At 38.9% G+C, this 19,394-nt stretch carries 15 protein-coding genes; 7 read left to right on the forward strand and 8 right to left on the reverse strand.

Going from position 1 to position 19,394, the window contains the following annotated elements; all coding sequences use genetic code 11:
• Positions 1 to 189 precede the first annotated feature (189 nt).
• Positions 190 to 1,386, forward strand: coding sequence for an alpha/beta fold hydrolase (locus SOI81_RS00495; protein WP_320139404.1), 1,197 nt, complete (start codon positions 190 to 192; stop codon positions 1,384 to 1,386).
• Positions 1,387 to 1,455: 69 nt separating this feature from the next.
• On the opposite strand, the gene phoR is transcribed toward SOI81_RS00495, so the two are convergent.
• From phoR to SOI81_RS00510, 3 genes are all read right to left on the reverse strand, one after another.
• On the reverse strand, positions 1,456 to 2,814 hold the full coding sequence (phoR, locus tag SOI81_RS00500) for a phosphate regulon sensor histidine kinase PhoR (RefSeq protein ID WP_068564604.1): 1,359 nt from the start codon (positions 2,812 to 2,814) through the stop codon (positions 1,456 to 1,458).
• A 9-nt stretch (positions 2,815 to 2,823) separates the two neighbouring features.
• The gene (gene phoB, locus SOI81_RS00505) at positions 2,824 to 3,534 is read right to left on the reverse strand and encodes a phosphate regulon transcriptional regulator PhoB (RefSeq protein ID WP_000650776.1); all 711 of its coding nucleotides are present in this window, start codon (positions 3,532 to 3,534) and stop codon (positions 2,824 to 2,826) included.
• A gap of 254 nt (positions 3,535 to 3,788) precedes the next feature.
• The gene (locus tag SOI81_RS00510) at positions 3,789 to 4,460 is read right to left on the reverse strand and encodes a TetR/AcrR family transcriptional regulator (protein ID WP_016142718.1); all 672 of its coding nucleotides are present in this window, start codon (positions 4,458 to 4,460) and stop codon (positions 3,789 to 3,791) included.
• Between the two features lie 197 nt (positions 4,461 to 4,657).
• On the opposite strand from SOI81_RS00510, the gene SOI81_RS00515 reads away from it, so the two are divergent.
• Entirely contained in the window at positions 4,658 to 5,491 is an 834-nt protein-coding gene (locus SOI81_RS00515; protein WP_224992200.1) for an SDR family NAD(P)-dependent oxidoreductase, read from the forward strand.
• 56 nt (positions 5,492 to 5,547) lie between these two features.
• Here SOI81_RS00515 and ypnP read toward each other — a convergent pair whose 3' ends face one another.
• The 5 genes from ypnP to SOI81_RS00540 all read right to left on the reverse strand — a co-directional run bounded on the left by ypnP (position 5,548) and on the right by SOI81_RS00540 (position 10,690).
• Positions 5,548 to 6,915, reverse strand: coding sequence for an MATE family efflux transporter (gene ypnP / locus SOI81_RS00520; protein ID WP_224992199.1), 1,368 nt, complete (start codon positions 6,913 to 6,915; stop codon positions 5,548 to 5,550).
• Between the two features lie 106 nt (positions 6,916 to 7,021).
• Positions 7,022 to 8,176, reverse strand: coding sequence for a pyridoxal phosphate-dependent aminotransferase (gene ybdL, locus SOI81_RS00525; RefSeq protein WP_320541092.1), 1,155 nt, complete (start codon positions 8,174 to 8,176; stop codon positions 7,022 to 7,024).
• A 28-nt stretch (positions 8,177 to 8,204) separates the two neighbouring features.
• Complete coding sequence (locus SOI81_RS00530; protein WP_239977141.1) at positions 8,205 to 9,515, reverse strand: DUF445 domain-containing protein; 1,311 nt, start codon at positions 9,513 to 9,515, stop codon at positions 8,205 to 8,207.
• 13 nt (positions 9,516 to 9,528) lie between these two features.
• Entirely contained in the window at positions 9,529 to 10,092 is a 564-nt protein-coding gene (locus SOI81_RS00535) for a CC0125/CC1285 family lipoprotein (protein ID WP_016142723.1), read from the reverse strand.
• A 58-nt stretch (positions 10,093 to 10,150) separates the two neighbouring features.
• Entirely contained in the window at positions 10,151 to 10,690 is a 540-nt protein-coding gene (locus tag SOI81_RS00540; protein WP_002121850.1) for a DUF924 family protein, read from the reverse strand.
• Between the two features lie 168 nt (positions 10,691 to 10,858).
• Here SOI81_RS00540 and gshA point away from each other — a divergent pair, with 168 nt between their 5' ends.
• From gshA to SOI81_RS00565, 5 genes are all read left to right on the forward strand, one after another.
• Positions 10,859 to 12,436, forward strand: a complete 1,578-nt coding sequence (gshA, locus tag SOI81_RS00545) for a glutamate--cysteine ligase (RefSeq protein ID WP_016142724.1) — start codon at positions 10,859 to 10,861, stop codon at positions 12,434 to 12,436.
• A 16-nt stretch (positions 12,437 to 12,452) separates the two neighbouring features.
• Positions 12,453 to 12,968 carry a disulfide bond formation protein B gene (locus tag SOI81_RS00550; protein WP_016142725.1) on the forward strand — a complete coding sequence of 172 codons (516 nt, stop codon included), beginning with the start codon at positions 12,453 to 12,455 and terminating at the stop codon, positions 12,966 to 12,968.
• Positions 12,969 to 13,132: 164 nt separating this feature from the next.
• A complete protein-coding gene (locus tag SOI81_RS00555; RefSeq protein ID WP_320541093.1) occupies positions 13,133 to 16,462 on the forward strand; it encodes a type VI secretion system Vgr family protein in 3,330 nt (1,109 codons plus the stop codon).
• Between the two features lie 11 nt (positions 16,463 to 16,473).
• Positions 16,474 to 17,037, forward strand: coding sequence for a hypothetical protein (locus SOI81_RS00560; protein WP_224992193.1), 564 nt, complete (start codon positions 16,474 to 16,476; stop codon positions 17,035 to 17,037).
• Positions 17,034 to 19,394 carry a hypothetical protein gene (locus SOI81_RS00565; RefSeq protein ID WP_320541094.1) on the forward strand — a complete coding sequence of 787 codons (2,361 nt, stop codon included), beginning with the start codon at positions 17,034 to 17,036 and terminating at the stop codon, positions 19,392 to 19,394. The genes SOI81_RS00560 and SOI81_RS00565 overlap by 4 nt, the downstream gene beginning before the upstream one ends.

The raw sequence follows: 19,394 nt of genomic DNA on the forward strand, positions 1-19,394 counted from the left end.
TTTAAATGGGATTAATTTTTTGCAACTATATTTATACTAGATATTCTTAAAAGTTTTTTTATTAAATTTCAGCAATAATATTCAAAGTATTTAGTTATTGAATATAAATATAGATAATTTTATGGTAATTTATATTTTATAAATTAATTATTTAAATAGATGTAATATTAATAATAGAGGAGTAATCCCTTGATTAGAAAAAGTAATTCTTTTTTAAAAATTTTATTTAGCAGTGCTTGTTTGGTGTCAGGTTCTGCTATGGCTGCTCCAATTACAGATTTGGGTAAGCAAATTGTGAGCGAAAAACCGGGTTCAATACTCTCTATAGAACAACAAAAAGTGACGGATTTATTTCCTCATGCCGATCAACGTTTGTTAGTCAATTATCGTAGTCGAGGTATTCAGAACGAACCCATCGTGGCATCGGCTTTTATTTTATTACCGAAAGGAACACCACCAAAAAATGGCTGGCCGATACTTGCTTGGGCACATGGCACGACAGGAGTTGCTGATACCTGTGCACCTTCGGGTGATTATGTTGGTGGACCAGTTCATACATATCAAGAAGTTGCTTCTAAAGCTTTAGATGGTTGGTTGGCACGTGGCTATGCAGTTGTCGCACCTGACTATCAAGGCTTAGGTACTTTAGGTGCACATCCTTATATGAATGCAAAGAGCCAGCTACATACGGTGGTCGATGCTGTGCGGGCATTACATGTGCTTAAGCCTAAAGATTTTAATAAACAGTGGTTGGTAATGGGGCATAGTCAGGGTGGAGCTGCGGCAATTACAGTGGCGGCTTATGGTCAGAAAGATGCTCCCGAATTAGATTTAAAAGGAGCGATTGCACTTGCTCCGGGTGGTTATCAATATGAAGGCATTGCAGAATATGTGTTGAGTCACCCAAATCCAGAACCTAGTGTAGCCGCATTTTTCCCAATTGTGTTGTTGGGAGCACAAGCAGCGGAGCCAAGTATTGTTCCTGAAAATTTAGTTAGTCCAGAAATGAACACGGTGCTGACTCAAGCACGTAGTCGCTGTTTATCTGAACTCCAATCTGATTTGAAGAAATCGCCTTCGAGCATATTTCGACCTGATGCAGACTTAAAACCTCTTTTGGCTTATCTAAAACAACAGTCCATTGAAAATATGGTGCCTACTGTACCGTTAATGATTGTTCAAGGTTCTAAAGATCATTTAGTCGACCCTAGAGGGACATCAGCTTATTACCAACAGTTATGTAAATTAAAAAAACCAACTATCTATCAAACAATTGATGGCGGAGATCATCGCGATGCATTGCGCCAGAGCAATACGTTTGCCACTAGTTTTTTAAACGTAATTGAGAAAAATCAGAGCAAATCGTATTGCTCTAATTTTAAGTAAATTGGTTTTAACTAATACAAAAAAGCCGACTTTTCATAAGTCGGCTTTTTATATGTACGGGGGATAATTTTAAGTCATGTTATATAGTCTTTCTTTTGGAAAAACTGCGGTAAATGTTGATCCTTCGTTTTCTTTAGACTGCACATCTAAATACGCGCCGTGTTGCATCAGCACGTGTTTTACAATCGCAAGACCTAAACCTGTACCACCTGTTTGGCGACTACGGTCACTGTCAACTCGATAGAAGCGTTCAGTTAGTCGTGGCAAATGCTTAGGGTTAATACCAATACCTGTGTCTTGTACACTAAAGTAAGCATGTTCGCCATCGTCGTGCCAGCCAATCGTAATCGTTCCACCTTTTGGTGTGTACTTGATGGCATTGGTAATTAAATTACTAAATGCACTGGCAATTTCCATGTCAGAACCAATCAAGTCACAGTGGCTATCAATATGTAAATTGAGCGTATGTCCATAATCGGCATTGTAGGCCTGAGCATCATCAAAGAGTTGATTCATTAAGCTCGGCATTTCAATAATCTGATTTTTCGCAATTTTCTTATTATTTTCTAAATTTGATAACAGCAGTAAATCATTCACCAAAGCATTCATACGCTTAGTTTGAGACTGCATCTGATCAAACGCACGTTTCCAGCGTGGACTAATATCTTCCTGATCGGTAAACGTTTCGATGTAACCACTGAGTACGGTTAGCGGGGTACGAAGTTCATGAGAAATATTATCGACGAAGTCTTTACGCATTTGCTCAAGGTTGTGCATGCGAGTCACATCGTAAGCGACTAATAAACGACTTTCTCCACCAAATCTTGTGAGTTTAACCTGCACATAGCGGTCATCATCAAAATTTGAGTGAAGCTTAATCCCGTCGGGTGCCTGATCAATATTGTTAAAATATTCAATAAAGGTTGGCTGACGTAAAATCGTTAATAAGTTACGACCACGGTCGAGAGGACTGATTCCTAACAAACGTTCAGCTGCAGGGTTCCACCATTCGATTTGATGTTGGTCATCAATGAGTACAACCGCTTCAGCAAGCGCAACTAATGAAGACTGTGCTCGGTCAATTAAACCAACCATTTCGGCCTGAACAATTCGTTCTTGGCGCTGAGCACGGTAGACGTTAAATAATAATGCCCCCCAAATCCCATTAAGATTTGGAGGAACGTCATAAGGTTTATTCGCAATCCAGTCATTGACCAGATATAAAGAACGCAACTGGAGTGTAAAAAACACCACGAAGGCGATAAAAATACAACTCCAGAAATACCCGACGCCTAAACCGACTAAACCGGCAATGATTAGAAAAAATAATAAAAGCCGTAAATCTTGTTTGGCAAACGTCCATAAACTACTGTAGCGAGAAAGCTTTTGTTCACGTACCTGTTCAGGGACGGGGTAGGGTTCATACATAAATCTTGGTTAACCTGCGGCTAAATCTGCACGTGTAGAGAAACGGTAGCCAGTTCCACGTACGGTCTGAACAAATCGGTCAACACCAAAAGGTTCTAGCACTTTACGCAAACGACGGATATGCACATCGATAGTGCGGTCTTCAATATATACATTACCGCCCCATACTTGATCGAGCAACTGGGCACGCGTATATGCACGCTCCGGATGGGTCATAAAAAATGCAAGTAAGCGATATTCAGTTGGACCCATATCTAAAATACTGTTACCAAAGCTAACACGCTGGCTCACAGGATCAAGAATTAAACCATTGGCATCAATTGTTTTTTCACCACTTAATGCATTAGCACGACGCAGGACTGCCTTAATACGTGAAACCAATTCACGTGTTGAAAAAGGCTTAGTCATGTAGTCATCTGCACCCGCGTCAAGACCTTGTACTTTGTGGTCTTCTTCTCCGCGAGCGGTGAGCATAATCACTGGAATTTCTGCTAAGTTCTCATCGCGTTTTAAGCGGCGACATAAATCGACACCGCTTACGCCTCCAGGTAACATCCAATCAAGCAAGATAAGCGCCGGACGTTGGTCGACGATAATTTGATGAGCCTGTTTGGCATCTTCTGCCTGTAAACATTGAAAGCCTGCCATGTCCAAAGAAGTATGGATCATTTCGCGAATAGGAAGCTCATCATCGACAATTAAAATGTAGTCATCTTTCACAACGCAATATCCTATAGATTTAACGGTGAACCGTTTTGTAGTTATGACAGGCTTATTACAAAGATTAATTATGACAATTTCATTGCAGAAAAGTCTATAAAATTGAATTTAGCAATAATTTGTGACAAAACCAAGGCAAAGGTATGACCAAATTATGACATATAACTTAGAGAATTCTTAAAATCATTCAATAAGTTACTATGTTAAAGGTTTAACTGGTTTGTCCCATTTATAGCTGTCAAAAAACTTTAATATTATTTTGAAACTTGAGCTAATAAAGATAAGAAAACGATACGGCATGCGGTTAAAACCTGCTCAAGAGACTGCTCAAAGCCACCCATGACCCATCGAATCGCAATTTGAGTGACATATCCATTCAAACCAGTTGCGATTAAAGATAGCTCATTTTCATGGTGTTGAATTTGCGGCATGGTCAGCATAACGAAGGCCTGAATCATGCGATCAAATTGCGCAAGTGTTTCTTGAATGGTGGCTTGATTATGTAATTCTTGTACCAGAACTGCATCGACATAGACGATGCGAGCTAATCTTGGGTCATCTTTTAAGGTAGTCAGCAGTGCTCTTAAACCTGCATCAACCATTTTTTCTGGATCGGGTGCAGCTTTAATCACGGCTTGCATCAGATTTTGCTGTAATTCTTCAATCATTTTTAAAAAGATGGTTTGGAATAAATCTTCACTCTTCTTAAATGATTCATAAAAATAACGTTCTGTGAGTTTTGCCTCTTGGCAGACATCTTTTACCGTCACTGAAAAAAAACCGAGCGTTCCGTAGGTCGCAATGCCTGCTTCAATCAGTTTTTCGCGGCGTGCCTCTTTACGTTCAGATAGAGATAACCCTTTGAACTGACGTTCTTTACTCACACTTTTTGTTTTCTTTTTACTGGTTGAGTCGTTAGTCGTCATAAATAAGTCGTTTCCTAATTTATAGGTTTTAGCCCAATATGCTCACTATGATAAAGCGCTCAGAAGAATTGTGCCATTCTATCTGAAATTACAGTGTACTATATTGACAATGTGTATTGTCAAAATTATATTGAAGATGTCTAAACTGCACATGCAATGAACCGATTGTGCAAATATCGAAAAACAAAGGATGGACAATGAAAAATTTTAAAAACAAAGTCGCTGCAATTACGGGCGCAGGTTCTGGCATTGGGCAACAGTTAGCAATTCTTTTGGCAAAACAGGGCTGCCATCTTTCGTTGAGTGATATTAATGAAAAAGGATTACAACAAACTGTCGAGCTTTTAAAACCGTACAGTGATATTACTGTTACCACCAAAAAGCTTGATGTGTCTGATCGCGAAGCGGTAAAGCAGTGGGCGCAAGAAACTGTACAAGATCACGGTTCTGTTAACCTGATTTTTAACAACGCTGGCGTAGCATTAGGTTCTACTGTTGAGGGTGCAACCTACGAAGATTTAGAGTGGATTGTTGGAATTAACTTCTGGGGTGTGGTTTACGGGACTAAAGAATTTTTACCGTTCATTAAGCAGACTCAAGACGGCCATATTATTAACATCTCAAGCTTATTTGGTCTGACTGCTCAACCGACTCAATCTGGTTATAACGCGACTAAATTTGCTGTACGCGGTTTTACCGAATCATTACGCCAAGAACTAGATATCGAAAAAAGTGGCGTGAGCTCTTTGTGCGTACATCCGGGGGGAATTCGCACCAATATTGCTAAAGCGGCAAAAATGAGTGATAGCTTGAGTAGTTTGGGTATGGACCCGACGAAATCAATTCAAAACTTTGACAAGTTACTACGTACTCCACCAGAAGAAGCTGCACGTCAAATCTTGGATGCCGTTTTGAAAAATAAACGCCGTTTATTGATTGGTAGTGACGCAAAAATTCTTGATGCTTTTCAGCGTTTGTTCCCAACAGGATATCAACGTGCTTCAACCATTGTGACCAAATGGATGAAATAAGATTTAAATTAAAAAAGCCATCAATCGATGGCTTTTTTTATATGGTTTAGATCGTTCTAAATAAGAACTTTGATCTTCTTTTTCTTCCAGATAAATTGGTAATACAGGCCTTGGATAATACATAAACTGACAAATGCCAAGGCATAGGCAACCCAGATGCCTTTAAGGCCCCATATTGAGCTAAACCAATAAGCACATGGAATTTCAATAAATAAAATAGCCGAGATATTGATTAGCATTGGGACAGTCACAGTTCCACTGGCACGCATAATCGATGCAAAAATCGCACCTGCACCAAAGAATAAAATTGCCCAAAGTACAATGAATAAAAGTTGCTGCCCTAATACCACCACAGTTGGGTCGGTAATAAACAAAGCCATTAAATATTTTGAAAATAAATAGCCAAGTGCAATTAAGGCACCTGTAAATAAGAAGTTCATGCCTAAAGCTGTGCGGGTTACCCGTGCTAATAGATCTGATTTGCCCGCACCAATCGCTTGTGCTGCAAAAATTGAAGCTGCAATTGAGATGGATAAGGCAGGAAACTGAATGTAGTTGAGTACCTGATTCACTGCACCATACGCTGCTGTAGCATGTGATCCATAACGATTAACTAACCCAACAATAACCAAGCCTGCCATTGAGGTGGTAATCATTTGAATACCGGTTGGGACACCTAAGCGCAAAATGATTTTGCTCAGTTCTGGATTATGACGGATATGTTGCAGAAGCTGACGATTCGGCCGGAGTGGATGATTTTTCTTGTTCAGATAAATTGCGAGAAAAATCAAAATAGCTACATAGCCCGTAATCGTTGCGATTGCTGGCGCAATAATCCCTAGAGCGGGTAAACCAAAATAACCTTTAAGCAATATCGGGGTAATCACTAAGCCAATCACACTGGTTAAAGCAAGGGCCAGCAAAGGGGTAGTACTATCGCCTACACCACGTAAAATTGATGTATAGATAATATATACAAACAGAAGCGGGCTACCTGCAAGCATCCATTGCACATAAGGCAAAGAAAGATGCATCACCTTTGGATCTGTACCTAATAACTCTAAAATATCGTGGGCAAAAAACACACCGATAATCGCGGTAATTACCCCACCAATCAGTGTCATAAATAGGGTAGAGCCAACCACACTTTGAACTTTCTCTATATTTTGCGCACCCCATGCTTGCCCAACTAAAACAGTAGTACCCGTTGATATCCCGATAATAAAAGCGAGAAGTAAGAATAAAATAGGGAAAAAAACCGAGACGGCAGCAATCGCGTCTACTCCCAGCATTTGACCAACAAAGATGGTGTTAATCGTTCCCGACAAGTTCTGTAAAATATTGGTTGCAATGAGGGGCAATAAGAAAACAAAAAATGCTTTCCATAGATTTTGCTGATGAATTAAAGACTGTCTTGGTGGCATGTATTCTCCATCGCCCATCTCTTTGATGAGCGGGGCGGATATTCAACTTAGCATAGTTGGAGCGAATGACTTGTAGTGTTTTTACAGTGCTAAGTGGCTAAATTTATTAACATTCATTCAAGATTTCTCCTGCTTTTTGCAGAGTTTCATCATTTTTTGCAAAGCAGAATCGAATCAAACGTAAAGACTCAGGCGCTTGCTGATAGAAAACCGAAACTGGAATAGCCACGATCTTATGTTGCTCAGCTAAAAATTGGCACATTTCCACATCGTTTAAGTCGGGTCTAATTTGACTGTAATCGAGATTTTGAAAATAAGTACCTTGAGATGGTTTTAGTAAAAAACGACTATTGTGAATCGCCTGATTAAACCGATCTCGCTTAGTTTGATAAAACTGCGAAAGCTCTTGAATATGTTCTGGATGTTGTTCCATGTATTGAGCTAGAGCAATTTGGCAAGGTGTCGTGCCACAGAAATTTGCATATTGGTAAATCTGGCGGAATAAACGCATTAACTCAGGTGAGGCGACGCAATAACCTGTTTTCCAGCCTGTCACATGAAAGGTTTTTCCAAAAGACCCAATCACAAAACTACGCTCTCTGAGCTCTGGAAAATGCAATGCACTAAAGTGTTGTTGACCATCAAAAACTAGGTGTTCATAGACCTCATCAGATAAAACTACAATATTTTTATCTCGAATCAGTTCAATAAGCTCTAACCAATCTTGTTTTGCCCAGATCGTACCTGTTGGATTATGAGGAGTATTCACCACAATCATTCGGGTTTTGTCATTAATCAGATCTTTAACTTGTTGCCAGTTCACCCTAAAGTCAGGGGCTTGCAGGGCAATATGAACCGCTTTGCCGCCTGCTAACTCGACAGAAGGGCCGTAGCTGTCATAACTTGGGTCGAAAATAATCACTTCATCACCTGCAGTGATGCATGCCTGTATGGCACAAAAAATTGCAATGGTTGCGCCGGGCGTAATCGTGATTTGAGTTACAGGATCAAGTTGAAGCTGATCGCGCTGTTGAAATTGTAAAGCGAGTTGCTCTCGTAAACCGAGAATACCATCGCCGGGCGGGTACTGATTATGTCCAGCTAAAGTCGCCTGAGATAGGGCTTCCAGCAGGGCTTGTGGTGCCGGAAAATCTGGAAAGCCTTGTGACAGGTTGAGTGCACCTAGACGATGTGCCAGTGCCGTCATGGTACTAAAAATAGTTACGCCTTGAGTGGCCAATTTTGACATTAGCTGTAGCATATTGTTCTCTTTTTTAAAATATTTAAAGTTATAAAATTGATTCAATCACTGCCCGAATTACACCGAGTGTCAAACCAATAAATGCACCGACTACAACGCCATTCACTCGAATCATGTGTAAGTCGCCACCGACTTCATTTTCAATTTTTCCAATCATTTCACGCGAATCCCATTCATGAATGCGCTCACTCACATAGCGTATGATTTTATGGCTATATTGTTCCGTAAAATTCATAGCAAGTCCTGTCATTTCTTTGTTGAGAACTTCACGTACTTTTACATTCTGAATAAGGTTTTCACCCAGTTGCTGGATTGCCGCTCTTAAGTTCATTGCAATGCCAGAGTCTTCTTTCATTAAATCTTCTTTAATGGCATCACACAGAATCGTGACAGCCCCACTAATAAAATTTAGAACTTGCGGACTGTCTAGCAGCGCATCCTTACCGCTGTTAAGGCGCTGACTCGCAATGCTGTCTGGTTTCGCCAGCTCAAGCATGAGTGAATGAGCTATGGTTTCAATTTCTTGTCGCCATGGGTGTTCATGATCTGCCAGCATCGATTCTACTTTTTCAACCAAGGAGTCGATGGTGCGTTGTTGAACATCAATACCAATCCAGCTTGCACCTCTTGCAAGAGACCATACGCCCAACGCTTTAAACATTTTTCTGGTTAATTCACGAGTTTTATCCGGATTTTGTACCACCCACTCATGAGCGATATCGAGACCACGCTGTAATACATCTTGGTGGAAATCATTTTCCAATACTGCACGCAGCATTTCACTTGCGAGTTTATTGACTTGAGTGTTACGTACCCACTGCACGCTATTATTTTGCACAAAATTGGCAATTTGCTCTTGGCTAACAAATTCAAAAATTTTCGGTACAGTTTGCTGAATGAGCTCTACCACTTGTGTATTGTTTTGTGGACTTGCTAACCATTGACCAATTGCGAGGCTTAAGTCAGTTTTTTCTAAGCTACGTTCAACCACTTGAGGCGAAAGAAAATTTTCTTGTACAAAACGGCCCATTGACTCTGCAATACGTGCCTTGTTGCGTGGAATAATCTCGGTGTGGTCACGTAAAAACTTAGGAATTGGCAGCTTACCAAATGGGTTACGAAACAGAACCGTAATCGCGTACCAGTCGGCTAAACCACCGACTACACCTGCTTCAGCACCCAGCATTAAAATATGAATAAAATCTGTGTACTCTGGCAGAAACCGGTCGGCAACCATCAGTGCAACCCACAGCACAACGACGATAATTAGCGCTAGAGTGGCAAAATATTTGCTACGTTTAAGACTGGGCACGTGGTGGACTTCTTCTACCATGCTCATACATTTATCCTATTCATTTTTGTTTTACTGGCGGCTCAGGCGGTGGCAACAGCGCTCCTGTCGGACTCAATCCATATTTTTGGCCGATTGACTTCAAGATCAAGGTTGCATCAAAAGCGTCCTGAGGAGCCTGTTTTTGATCCCGATAACATTCAATAGTATACGACACTTGAACAGGATCGATATTGACCACTTGTGGGTAATCATAGAACGGATCATGCCAGAAACCTGGATAGCGTCGACCATAGCCATAAGGATAAAAACTTGGAGCAGATGGATAAATCACAGCCTGACGTGGTGGTTTTTGACTCTGATTACTTGGGTCATTGAGTACTTTAAAAAAGCGGAAACCTTTTTGTACGGTCGTTTGTGCAGATTTCACCAAGGTGATTTCTTCAGCTCTGCCATAACTCATATTTGAATCGGCTTGAAAACTAATACGAAACGTTTGGGCATTTAAAGGATATGCTGAAAACTGGCCAAGCTGATCAAAGGTTCTTGGTTTACTTGGAGTGGTTGCACATGCAGTTAAGGTTAAGGCAGTGCCTAAAGCTAAACAAAGAGAGAGATATTTCATGATGAACTCCCGACTGAGCATTAAAAAATAATGACTCAGCATTAAGAATTAAGAAACTTTAAAAACTACTGTTTGGTTCTAATAAAAATTCGGTTTCCTCTGGAGTAGAAACACGTCCGAGAATAGTATTGCGATGAGGATAGCGTCCAAAACGGTCAATAATGACTTTATGCTTTTTCTCAAAGCTTAAATTAATTTCATTGCCGAGGCGTTGAAATAATTTTAAGGCAAACTCATGAATCAATTTTGATTCACTATGCATAAACGGCATATATAAAAAAGAACGTTGCTCTGGATTAAGCTGTGCATCGAGTTGCAAACTAATTGCCTCTTGTGCCAACGCTAATGCCAAGCTGTCATAAGCAAAAGATTGAGGCTGATCACGATAGATGTTGCGAGAAAATTGGTCTAGTACAATAATCTCTGCTAAACGGCCTTCTGCTGTTTTTCGCCAAGACCAGAGTTCTGCTTGAGTTGCCTGTCGATGAACATCAGAAAAATTTTCACGGATTTTTTTGTCAAAATCATCACTTTTCGCAAACCAAAGTGAACGGTGTTCAGGAGAAAACCAGAAATTTAAAATGTCTTGTTCGTTCATGATATTGACAACTCTTTAGCAATTATTCTTCAATAAAATCACAATTCTTTCGTGTCTTAAATAACAAGATTGTGATAAAAATTGCCAAACTGGAATGATGTGATTATATAAATAGCCGTATCATCTCACGATTTTGTATATAGTGATCTTTAATAAGCGAGCAAATGCATGAGTCAACCCACTACACCATCTCAATCAGTTATTCCTGCTTGGGTGGATTCGTCGCTACTACAAGGCATGTTACGTGGAATAGAGCGTGAAAGCCTACGTATGCAAAGTAATGGGTTCTTATCGCAAGAGTTACATCCGAAGGCATTAGGTTCAGCTTTAACACATCCACAAATTACGACTGATTATTCAGAAGCGTTGATGGAGTTTATTACTTCACCTAAGCCAACGATTGAAGAAGCTTTGCATGAGCTCACCGATATTCATGCGGTTGTGCACCGTCATTTAGAAAATGGTGAAAAACTCTGGCCACTTTCGATGCCATGTATGTTAGACGACAATGAAGAACGGATTCGTCTAGCACAATACGGCACCTCTAATATTGGTCGTTTTAAAACACTATATCGCCGTGGGTTAGGAATTCGATATGGTCGTCGTATGCAGACCATTTCAGGGGTGCATTACAACTTATCTTTCCCAGATACACTTTTTGCTGAGCTACAAGCTCACGAAACTGACGAACAATTAAAATCATTAAGTTTGCAGGATTATCGTAGCCATCGTTATTTTGGGCTTATTCGTAACTTCATTCGTTTAACACCATTAGTGATGTTCTTGGTGGGTGCGAGTCCAACAGTATGTCGCTGTTTCTTGACCGGACATAAACATCATTTGTTGCCTTTAATCAAAGGTTCATACTATTTGCCGTATGCTACAGCACTCCGTATGGGACGATTGGGTTATCAAAACTCGGCTCAAAAAAGCTTAGGCATTCATTACAACAATTTGACTGGCTATCTGGATGGTTTACAAAAAGCCGTTCATTCTCCTTACCCGCCATTTAGCCGTTTAGGGTTAAATGATGCATCTGGTGAGCCGTTGCAAATAAATGATCATGTTTTACAGATCGAGAATGAATATTACAGTCTAGTACGTCCAAAACAGGTGCCTCAAGCAGGTGAAACACCGTCACAAGCTTTGAAAAATCGAGGGGTGGGTTATGTTGAATTACGTGCTGTTGATGTAAATCCATATTCGGCAATTGGCGTTGATGAAACGACAGCAGGCTTCCTTGAAGTGTTAGCACTTTATTGTTTGCTAAGTGATAGCCCAGATTTGTTAGGTCCAGAGCAAGACTTGGTTGAGAAAAATCAGACAGAAGTGGTGAACCGAGGCCGAGCGCCGAACGCAACCATTACAGATTTAACTGGGTCATATCACATCGAAGATTGGGCACGTCTGTATATTGCAAAAATGCAAGATTGTGCGCAGTTACTCGATCAGACCTACGCAACGGACTTGTATAGTTCAGCTTTAGCGGTCATGCAAGCACGAATTGATGAAGTTGATGAGACTTTGTCTGCACATGTTATTGACGATACGTTAAAGCATGGTGGAACTTGGAGTTTTGGTAGCCACATGGCTCAGTTACATGCGGAAAGTTATGAACAGCATGAGCTTAGTGTGGACACTTTGAAACATTTTGAACAATTGGCTGCACAATCTTTACAGCAGCAAGAACAACTTGAACAAGATACTCAGGTCAGTTTTGATCAATATCTTGAACAATATCGATAATAAAACGAGGTTTTACATGCGATTAAGTTACCGTTTGGTGAGTGGACTACTTGTTTTAGCAAGTATTGTCGGCATGTCTTTTGCGTTGTATCTGGAACATGTAAAAGGTTTAGAGCCATGTCCGCTCTGTATTTTTCAACGTGTTGGCTTAATGGCGATGGGCCTTGTAGCACTGATTGCCTTTTTACATAACCCGGTTTCCAACGCGGTGAAACGTTTTTATGCATTTTTAGCAGGTATCGCAATTTTATGGTCAGTCGGTGTGGCAGGACGTCATGTCTGGTTGCAACATTTACCACCTGATCAAGTACCAAGTTGTGGTCCGGGATTAAATTACCTCATTGATGCTTTACCAATGAAAATGGTTTTACAAGAAGTATTATCCGGTTCAGGTGAATGTGCAGCAATTGATTGGACCTTTTTAGGCCAATCTTTACCAGTTTGGTCATTTGTTTATTTTCTTTTGATATTACTGGTTTGTTTATGGCAATTGTTCCGTTTTTATCCAGTATTTAAGACTGCTAAAAAGTAAATGTAAAGTGGTTAAAGGAAAGCTCAACATAAGTTGGGCTTTTTTATTACTTTCGAATAAGTGAAAATATAAAAAAATTGATAAAAATAACGCATAATTTTGTAGACAGATAGGTCTGTTTTTTATAAAGTGCAGCCGTTTTATATCCTTATGATTATAAAAAAATGCTTTTCAATATATTTAATGTTTTGGAAAAAATAGGGTTAAGTGCGCAGAAACGTGCCATCCATGTGCAATTTTCTAATGAGCTACTCAATAGCCAAGTTTTTTTACAGCGTATCGAAGGCCAACATCAGCTAAATGGGGGATTGGAAGCTGAGTTGATCTGTCTTTCAACGAATGCCCAAATTGCATTAAAGCAGTTTATAGGGGTACAAGTTGCTGTTGATCAGGTTACTGATTCTGGACAATTATTTCGAACTACAGGAATAGTGACAGAAGCCAGTTATGGTCAAAGTGACGGTGCTTTAACACTTTATAAACTCACCTTAAAAGACGCGACAAGCTTATGGCACAAGCGCCGTAATAGTCGTGTTTTCATGAATAAAAGTATTATTGAAGTCACGGAAATATTATTTAAAGAATGGCAGGAAAAAAGTCAGCTTTTTGCGGCAAGTTTAAGTCTTGATCTTAGTGGGTTAAGTCAAAACTATGATATTCGACCTTTCACCATGCAGCACAATGAGTCTGACTATGACTTTCTTACGCGCTTATGGCGAAGTGAAGGCATTAGTTGGCTTATTGATGAGTCAGAACTTTTTGTTCCGCATTTTACTGCGCCCATACAAGCTCAAAAACTAAGACTCATTGATGACAATAGCCAGTATGAGGCTTTAGAGCGTCGTAGTATTCGCTATCACAGAAGTAGCGCAACCGAATATCAAGATAGTATTACTGGTTTTGTTGCAGTGCGAAGTTTGCAGCCGACAGCGGTACATGTACAGCGCTGGCAACCGGATGTCCTTGCACAAGAAGAGGGTAATGGTTCGGTTGTTACCACGCATACACATTCAGATAACTTCGACTCAGCCACTTTAAGTCTTGAGCAAGCATGGCACGTAAGCCCCGCTTGGATGCAAGATTTAAAAGGGGAAGATCAAGCTACCGCTTCAAGTAGTAATCAGCTAGAGAAATTAAATCAGCAATTTACGAATATGTACGCGAGTCAGGCCAAATACTTTAAGGCCTATAGTAGTGTCCGTGATAGCCAAGTTGGTTATTGGTTTAATCTACAGGAGCATCCTGAAATTGATCAGCATGAAGGAGCAGATCAAGAGTTCCTAATCATTGCTAAAAATTTCTATAACCAAAATAACTTACCTAAAGATTTACATCAGCAAGTTAGCCAGTTATTAACCCAAAGTCGTTGGGATCAACATGGTTATGAAGATATCGAACGTCAAGGTAATGAGCTGACATTAATACGTCGTCAGATCAAGACAGCACCTGAATATAATCCAGAACAGCATCGACCAATGGCCTATCCACAAAGAGCGAAAGTCATGGGACCAGAGGGAGAAACCATTCATGTCGATGAATGGGGGCGCATTAAAGTACGTTTTCTATTTACCCGTAGTGATGATCATGGCCATGACGGTGGCGCAGGTAGCAATGACAACGATACTGACTCGGCTTGGGTGGATGTACTGACTCCTTGGGCAGGAGAAGGCTATGGCGCACGTTTCTTACCACGTATTGGTGAAGTGGTTGTCATTGACTTCTTTGATGGCAATATTGACCGTCCATTTGTGACTGGGCGCATCCATGAAGCACAGCGCTCACCCACCAAGTTCGATGTAAAAGGTCAGCTTCCTGCAACTAAAAAACTGAGCGGGATTCGCAGTCAGGAAATCAATGGAAGCGGCTTCAACCAATTACGTTTTGATGACACAACCGGACAAATCAGTACTCAACTCCAAAGTAGTCATGCGGCAACACAGCTGAATTTGGGTAATTTAAGCCATCCGAAAGAACAAGAGACGAGCCAAGGCCGAGGTGAAGGCTTTGAACTCAGAACAGATGCTTGGGGTGCTGTGCGTGCGGGTAAAGGCATGCTCATTAGTACCTATGCACAAGAGCAGGCGATTGCAGACCATTTAGAGGCTGCACAAGCACAATCTTTACTTTCACAAGGCTATGAAAGCATGAAAATGCTCAGTGAAGTTGCAGCAAAGCAACAGACTGATGCTTTGAACGTGATTAATCGCTTACCCAAATTCATCCAGTCCCTTGAGCTAAAAACTACAGGACAGGCATTAGATAGTACGGTGAACTTATTTAAAGAAGGGATTAATAACGATCCTATTCACGCCTTAAAAGACTGTGGTGGCTTTATTCAAGATATTGGCGCGCTAGGGGGAAATGCAAAAGGCGTTGTAGACGAATTTAATTCTTTCTTTAGTGATGCCAAAGATGCGGTGGAAAACTTAAAAGCATTTATTGAAAATGTTGAAGAGCATGGTGCCGACATCGTTAAAGGAAAACTTGCCAGTATTAAAGAACGCATTCATAAAAATCCATTTGAAAGTATTCAAGAGGTTGGAAAAGTCTTAGCCAATGTTGAGACCAAAGACTTTGACATGATGAGTGTATGTGGAACTTTTAGTAAAGGCAGTAAATTAGAAGTATCACCTTCTAAAGCATTAAGTTCTTTGCAAGGCTTTATGGAAGGTTATACCCAAGGTTTAGAAAGCAGTTCCGATACTAAACAGCAAGAGCAAGGCAAGATCTTTAGACAAGCTCTTATGTTGTTGGCATCGCCAAATGGTATTGCTTTGACGACGCCTGAAAATATTATTCTACAAGCTTCGCAAGATATTGCTGAAAGTGCGAGTGGTTCAATTAATTTGAGTGCGCAGAAAAATATTATTGGGCATGCACAAGACAAAATCAGTTTGTTTGCCGCACAAAAGGGTTTTCGCGCTTATGCAGCAAAAGGAAAGCTCGAACTACAAGCGCAAGATGATGCTATTGAAGCGATTGCCAAGAAGGTCATCAAGTTCATTTCTACTGAAGAAAAAATCGAGCTTACCAGTCCAAAAGAAATTGTATTAACAGCAGGTGGGTCACAGCTCAAAATTAATGCGGATGGCGTATTTTCAACAACAGGCGGTAAGTTTGAAAGTAAAGCTGGGCAGCATTTGTTTACGAGTGGAGCAACAGTAAATGCTGAGTTGCCGAAAATGCCGGCAACTGGAATGTATAGTATGAGATTTGATTTAAGTCAAATATTTGATACTAAAATATTAAAAAATATGAAGTATAAATTAATTAATCATTCTAAGAAAATTGAAGCTGTATATGAGTTTGAGCAAGAAAGTAGCGCGAGAGTTTACAGCGATTCTGTTGATAATTTAGAACTCGCTTTAGTCCCAGGAGCTTATTTAACAGAAATTAAAGAGCTGATGCTTGGACAGGAAGCTGAATCACTAGATGGTGAGGAGATTGATGGCTGTGGATGTGGAATTGATCATGAACATACACATAATGATTAGGAGATTGACTGATGTTTAATAAACAAAATATTGTTTGCCTCTTTTTGGTTTTATTTTCACTGAAAAGTTATGCAAAAGAAGATTTTAATCTTATTTCACAATGTACGGACGAATATGAGACAAGTTGTAATGTTGTTCTAACAGCAAATGGTAAAAAAAATATTTTATTACGCGATATAAAATCACCAAGTATTGAAAAAGTTAATGAAGACATCTTTCATGTAGTAAGTTCATGTGGTTCACCTTGTGTAGGACATTACTTTATCGGAAAACATGAGGAAGATTATACTGAGGAGTTGATTAGTTTTGATATTAAGTCTAAATGTATTATAGAAAGTGATAGTCGTAAAAAGAAAATATATGCAAAAAAGATGTTCACTAATAATAAAAGAATTTTAATAGACTTAAGTGAAAAGAAATTCAATATTCTTCCATCAAAATTTAATTATTACAGTGATTTTAGTGAGATGTCTCATTTTGATAATACTGGAGAGCTCAATTTAATTGCAAATGATTATGGTAAAATTCTATTTAAAAAGAAAATTCAAAATCCTTGTGGAAGTAACAGTAAATGAGTTATTCAGAAGAATTTATAAAGTTTGTTGGGACTGTGGCGGGAGAAGCTGGAGGATGCAGTCCAACCACTTGGAAAGTTGTGGCGCACTGTATAAAAAATAGGATTGGTTTTGCAGAGTGGCTTAATGCAAGAAATATTAGTGATATTTTAAAAAAGAATTTCGATGCTATTACTGATAAAAATCCACCTTTTAAAAAAGCTGTGACAGAAATGTATTCGGGGAATATATCTGATCATACCCAAGATATCATTGAAGCAATATCACCAATTTATCAAGGACTGGAAGAGGATATAACAAATGGAGTTGTATTATATTTTAGCCCTAAAGCTCAAGCAGCTTTACATAAGAAAAATCCAGAAAAATATACTTCACTAGTTCCAGATTTTGCTAAAAGTTCCTTGACTGAAGAAGTAAAAATAAAAGGAACAGAAAATGATGATATGCGTTGGTATAGATATAAAGGCACATCACGTTTCTATGTTCAATTTGTTGATAGAAGTGCTAATGTACTTGCTAAGTCTAGTGTAAGTATTGGGTACAAGAAAACAAAAGTAGTACCAGCGTTAAGTAATTTAGTTACTGATAATCAAGGTAAAATTAGATCATTTCTTGTGAAAGATGGTTGGGGAGCAAGATTTACTATTGATGGTGTTCAAGCGGTTGATAATAATAATAAAGAAATTTTATTAATTGCTGATGGGAAAAATCATTCTTCGGTTATAGTTGTTGCAAGTGGTCGTAGTGGAATAAAATCTCAAACTGACATACATAACCAACAGACATCACCTAGTCAAAAGCAAGAATCTGTAAAAAAAGACACCAAAGCTGAAGTAAATAATGAAAAAAAAGCAGAAGAGGGTGAGAATAATACTAAACAAAAAAACGTTAATTTTAGTATTAAGATCATAGATAGTGAAAATAAGGTAATACCAAATTTTTCCTATTTTTTAAAATATAAAAATGCTGAAAAGAAGCATAGTGTAGGTACTAATGGTATTGAAAATAACTTAGTAGCGTTAAGTGGTGAGGAGATTATAGTTTTAATTAGTGGGCTGGACTCAAAACAAGAAATTATTCGTTTTACAGCACAAGAGGGGATGGGTGAAAAGACTATAAAGGTTAATTTACATACTTTTAATATCCTGTTCAGACATAGAGATACGAAAAAACCTATAACGAATTTGAATTTAATTCAAAAATATAGAAATCAGATAAAGCAAAAAAAGACTGATGGTAATGGAAAGATAACTGTTAGTGCAATGCCAGGATTCGAACTGAATTATAAATTAAGAGATGAACGGAATTTATTAACTATCAAAGTTGATAAAAATAAATCGCTTCGTGTTATCGATGTTGATTCCTCAGCAATAGAGCAAGCATCAAAAAATATAAAGACAGGGACTAAAGTTGTAGAAATATCTCAATCTAAACAACCAATTTCTTCAGCTAAACATAAGCGACTAGTTGATAAGCCAGTTGAAACTCATGACTCTACCCCTAAGAGGGATGAAAAAGTAAAAACCAGTACAGAAGGCCATCCTAAAACTATTGTTATAGATAATAGTGATATAGAGTTTAAAATTTTAACTTATGACAAAATAACTAAGCAATTAGTTAGTAATTGTGAATATATAATTGAGTATAAGGGAAATAAAAACTCTCATATAAGCGGTGTTAGCGGTCTAGGTGCAAAAATACATAAGGGCCAAGCCGGACAAACAATAAAAATATTTGAAAATACAAACCTATTGACCCAAGTAGTATTACAAAAAGATATGAAACCTATATCTATTAATGTTACTAAGTCGGATTCATCTCAACTAAAAGTTAGCGGGGTGGATTGGTGTAGCTTGTTCTTACAAAGTAATAGATTAAGTGATTTAGCTGAGCCTTTCAAAACCAACGCTTCAAAATTTATTAATGGTATGAAAAATGCCGGTATCAGTGTCGTAATTAATACAACTTGGCGTCCATCTGAAAGAAGTTATTTAATGTATTATTCTACAGCGATAGCAAGAGGAGAAATTGCTGTAGATAAAGTACCTCCATTTCCGGGAGTAAATATTGATTGGACACATAAAGGAAATAAAACTGAAGCAATAAAAGCAGCAAAAGCAATGTATAAAAAATATGGTATAGGCAAGAATCCAGTAGGTAAACCAGGCTCTTCAAACCATAATAGAAAAAAAGCAGTAGATATGAGAATATCTAATTATATTGGAAAAGTTATGACTATTGATGGTGAAAGTATAAAAATTACAAGTTGGGCAACATTAACTCAATTTGGCAAAAAATATGGTGTAATTTGGTATGGTAGTAAAGATGCACCTCATTGGTCAGAGACAGGTAGGTAA

Origin of the sequence: Acinetobacter pittii (assembly GCF_034067285.1) — a bacterium.
GTDB lineage: Bacteria > Pseudomonadota > Gammaproteobacteria > Pseudomonadales > Moraxellaceae > Acinetobacter > Acinetobacter pittii_E.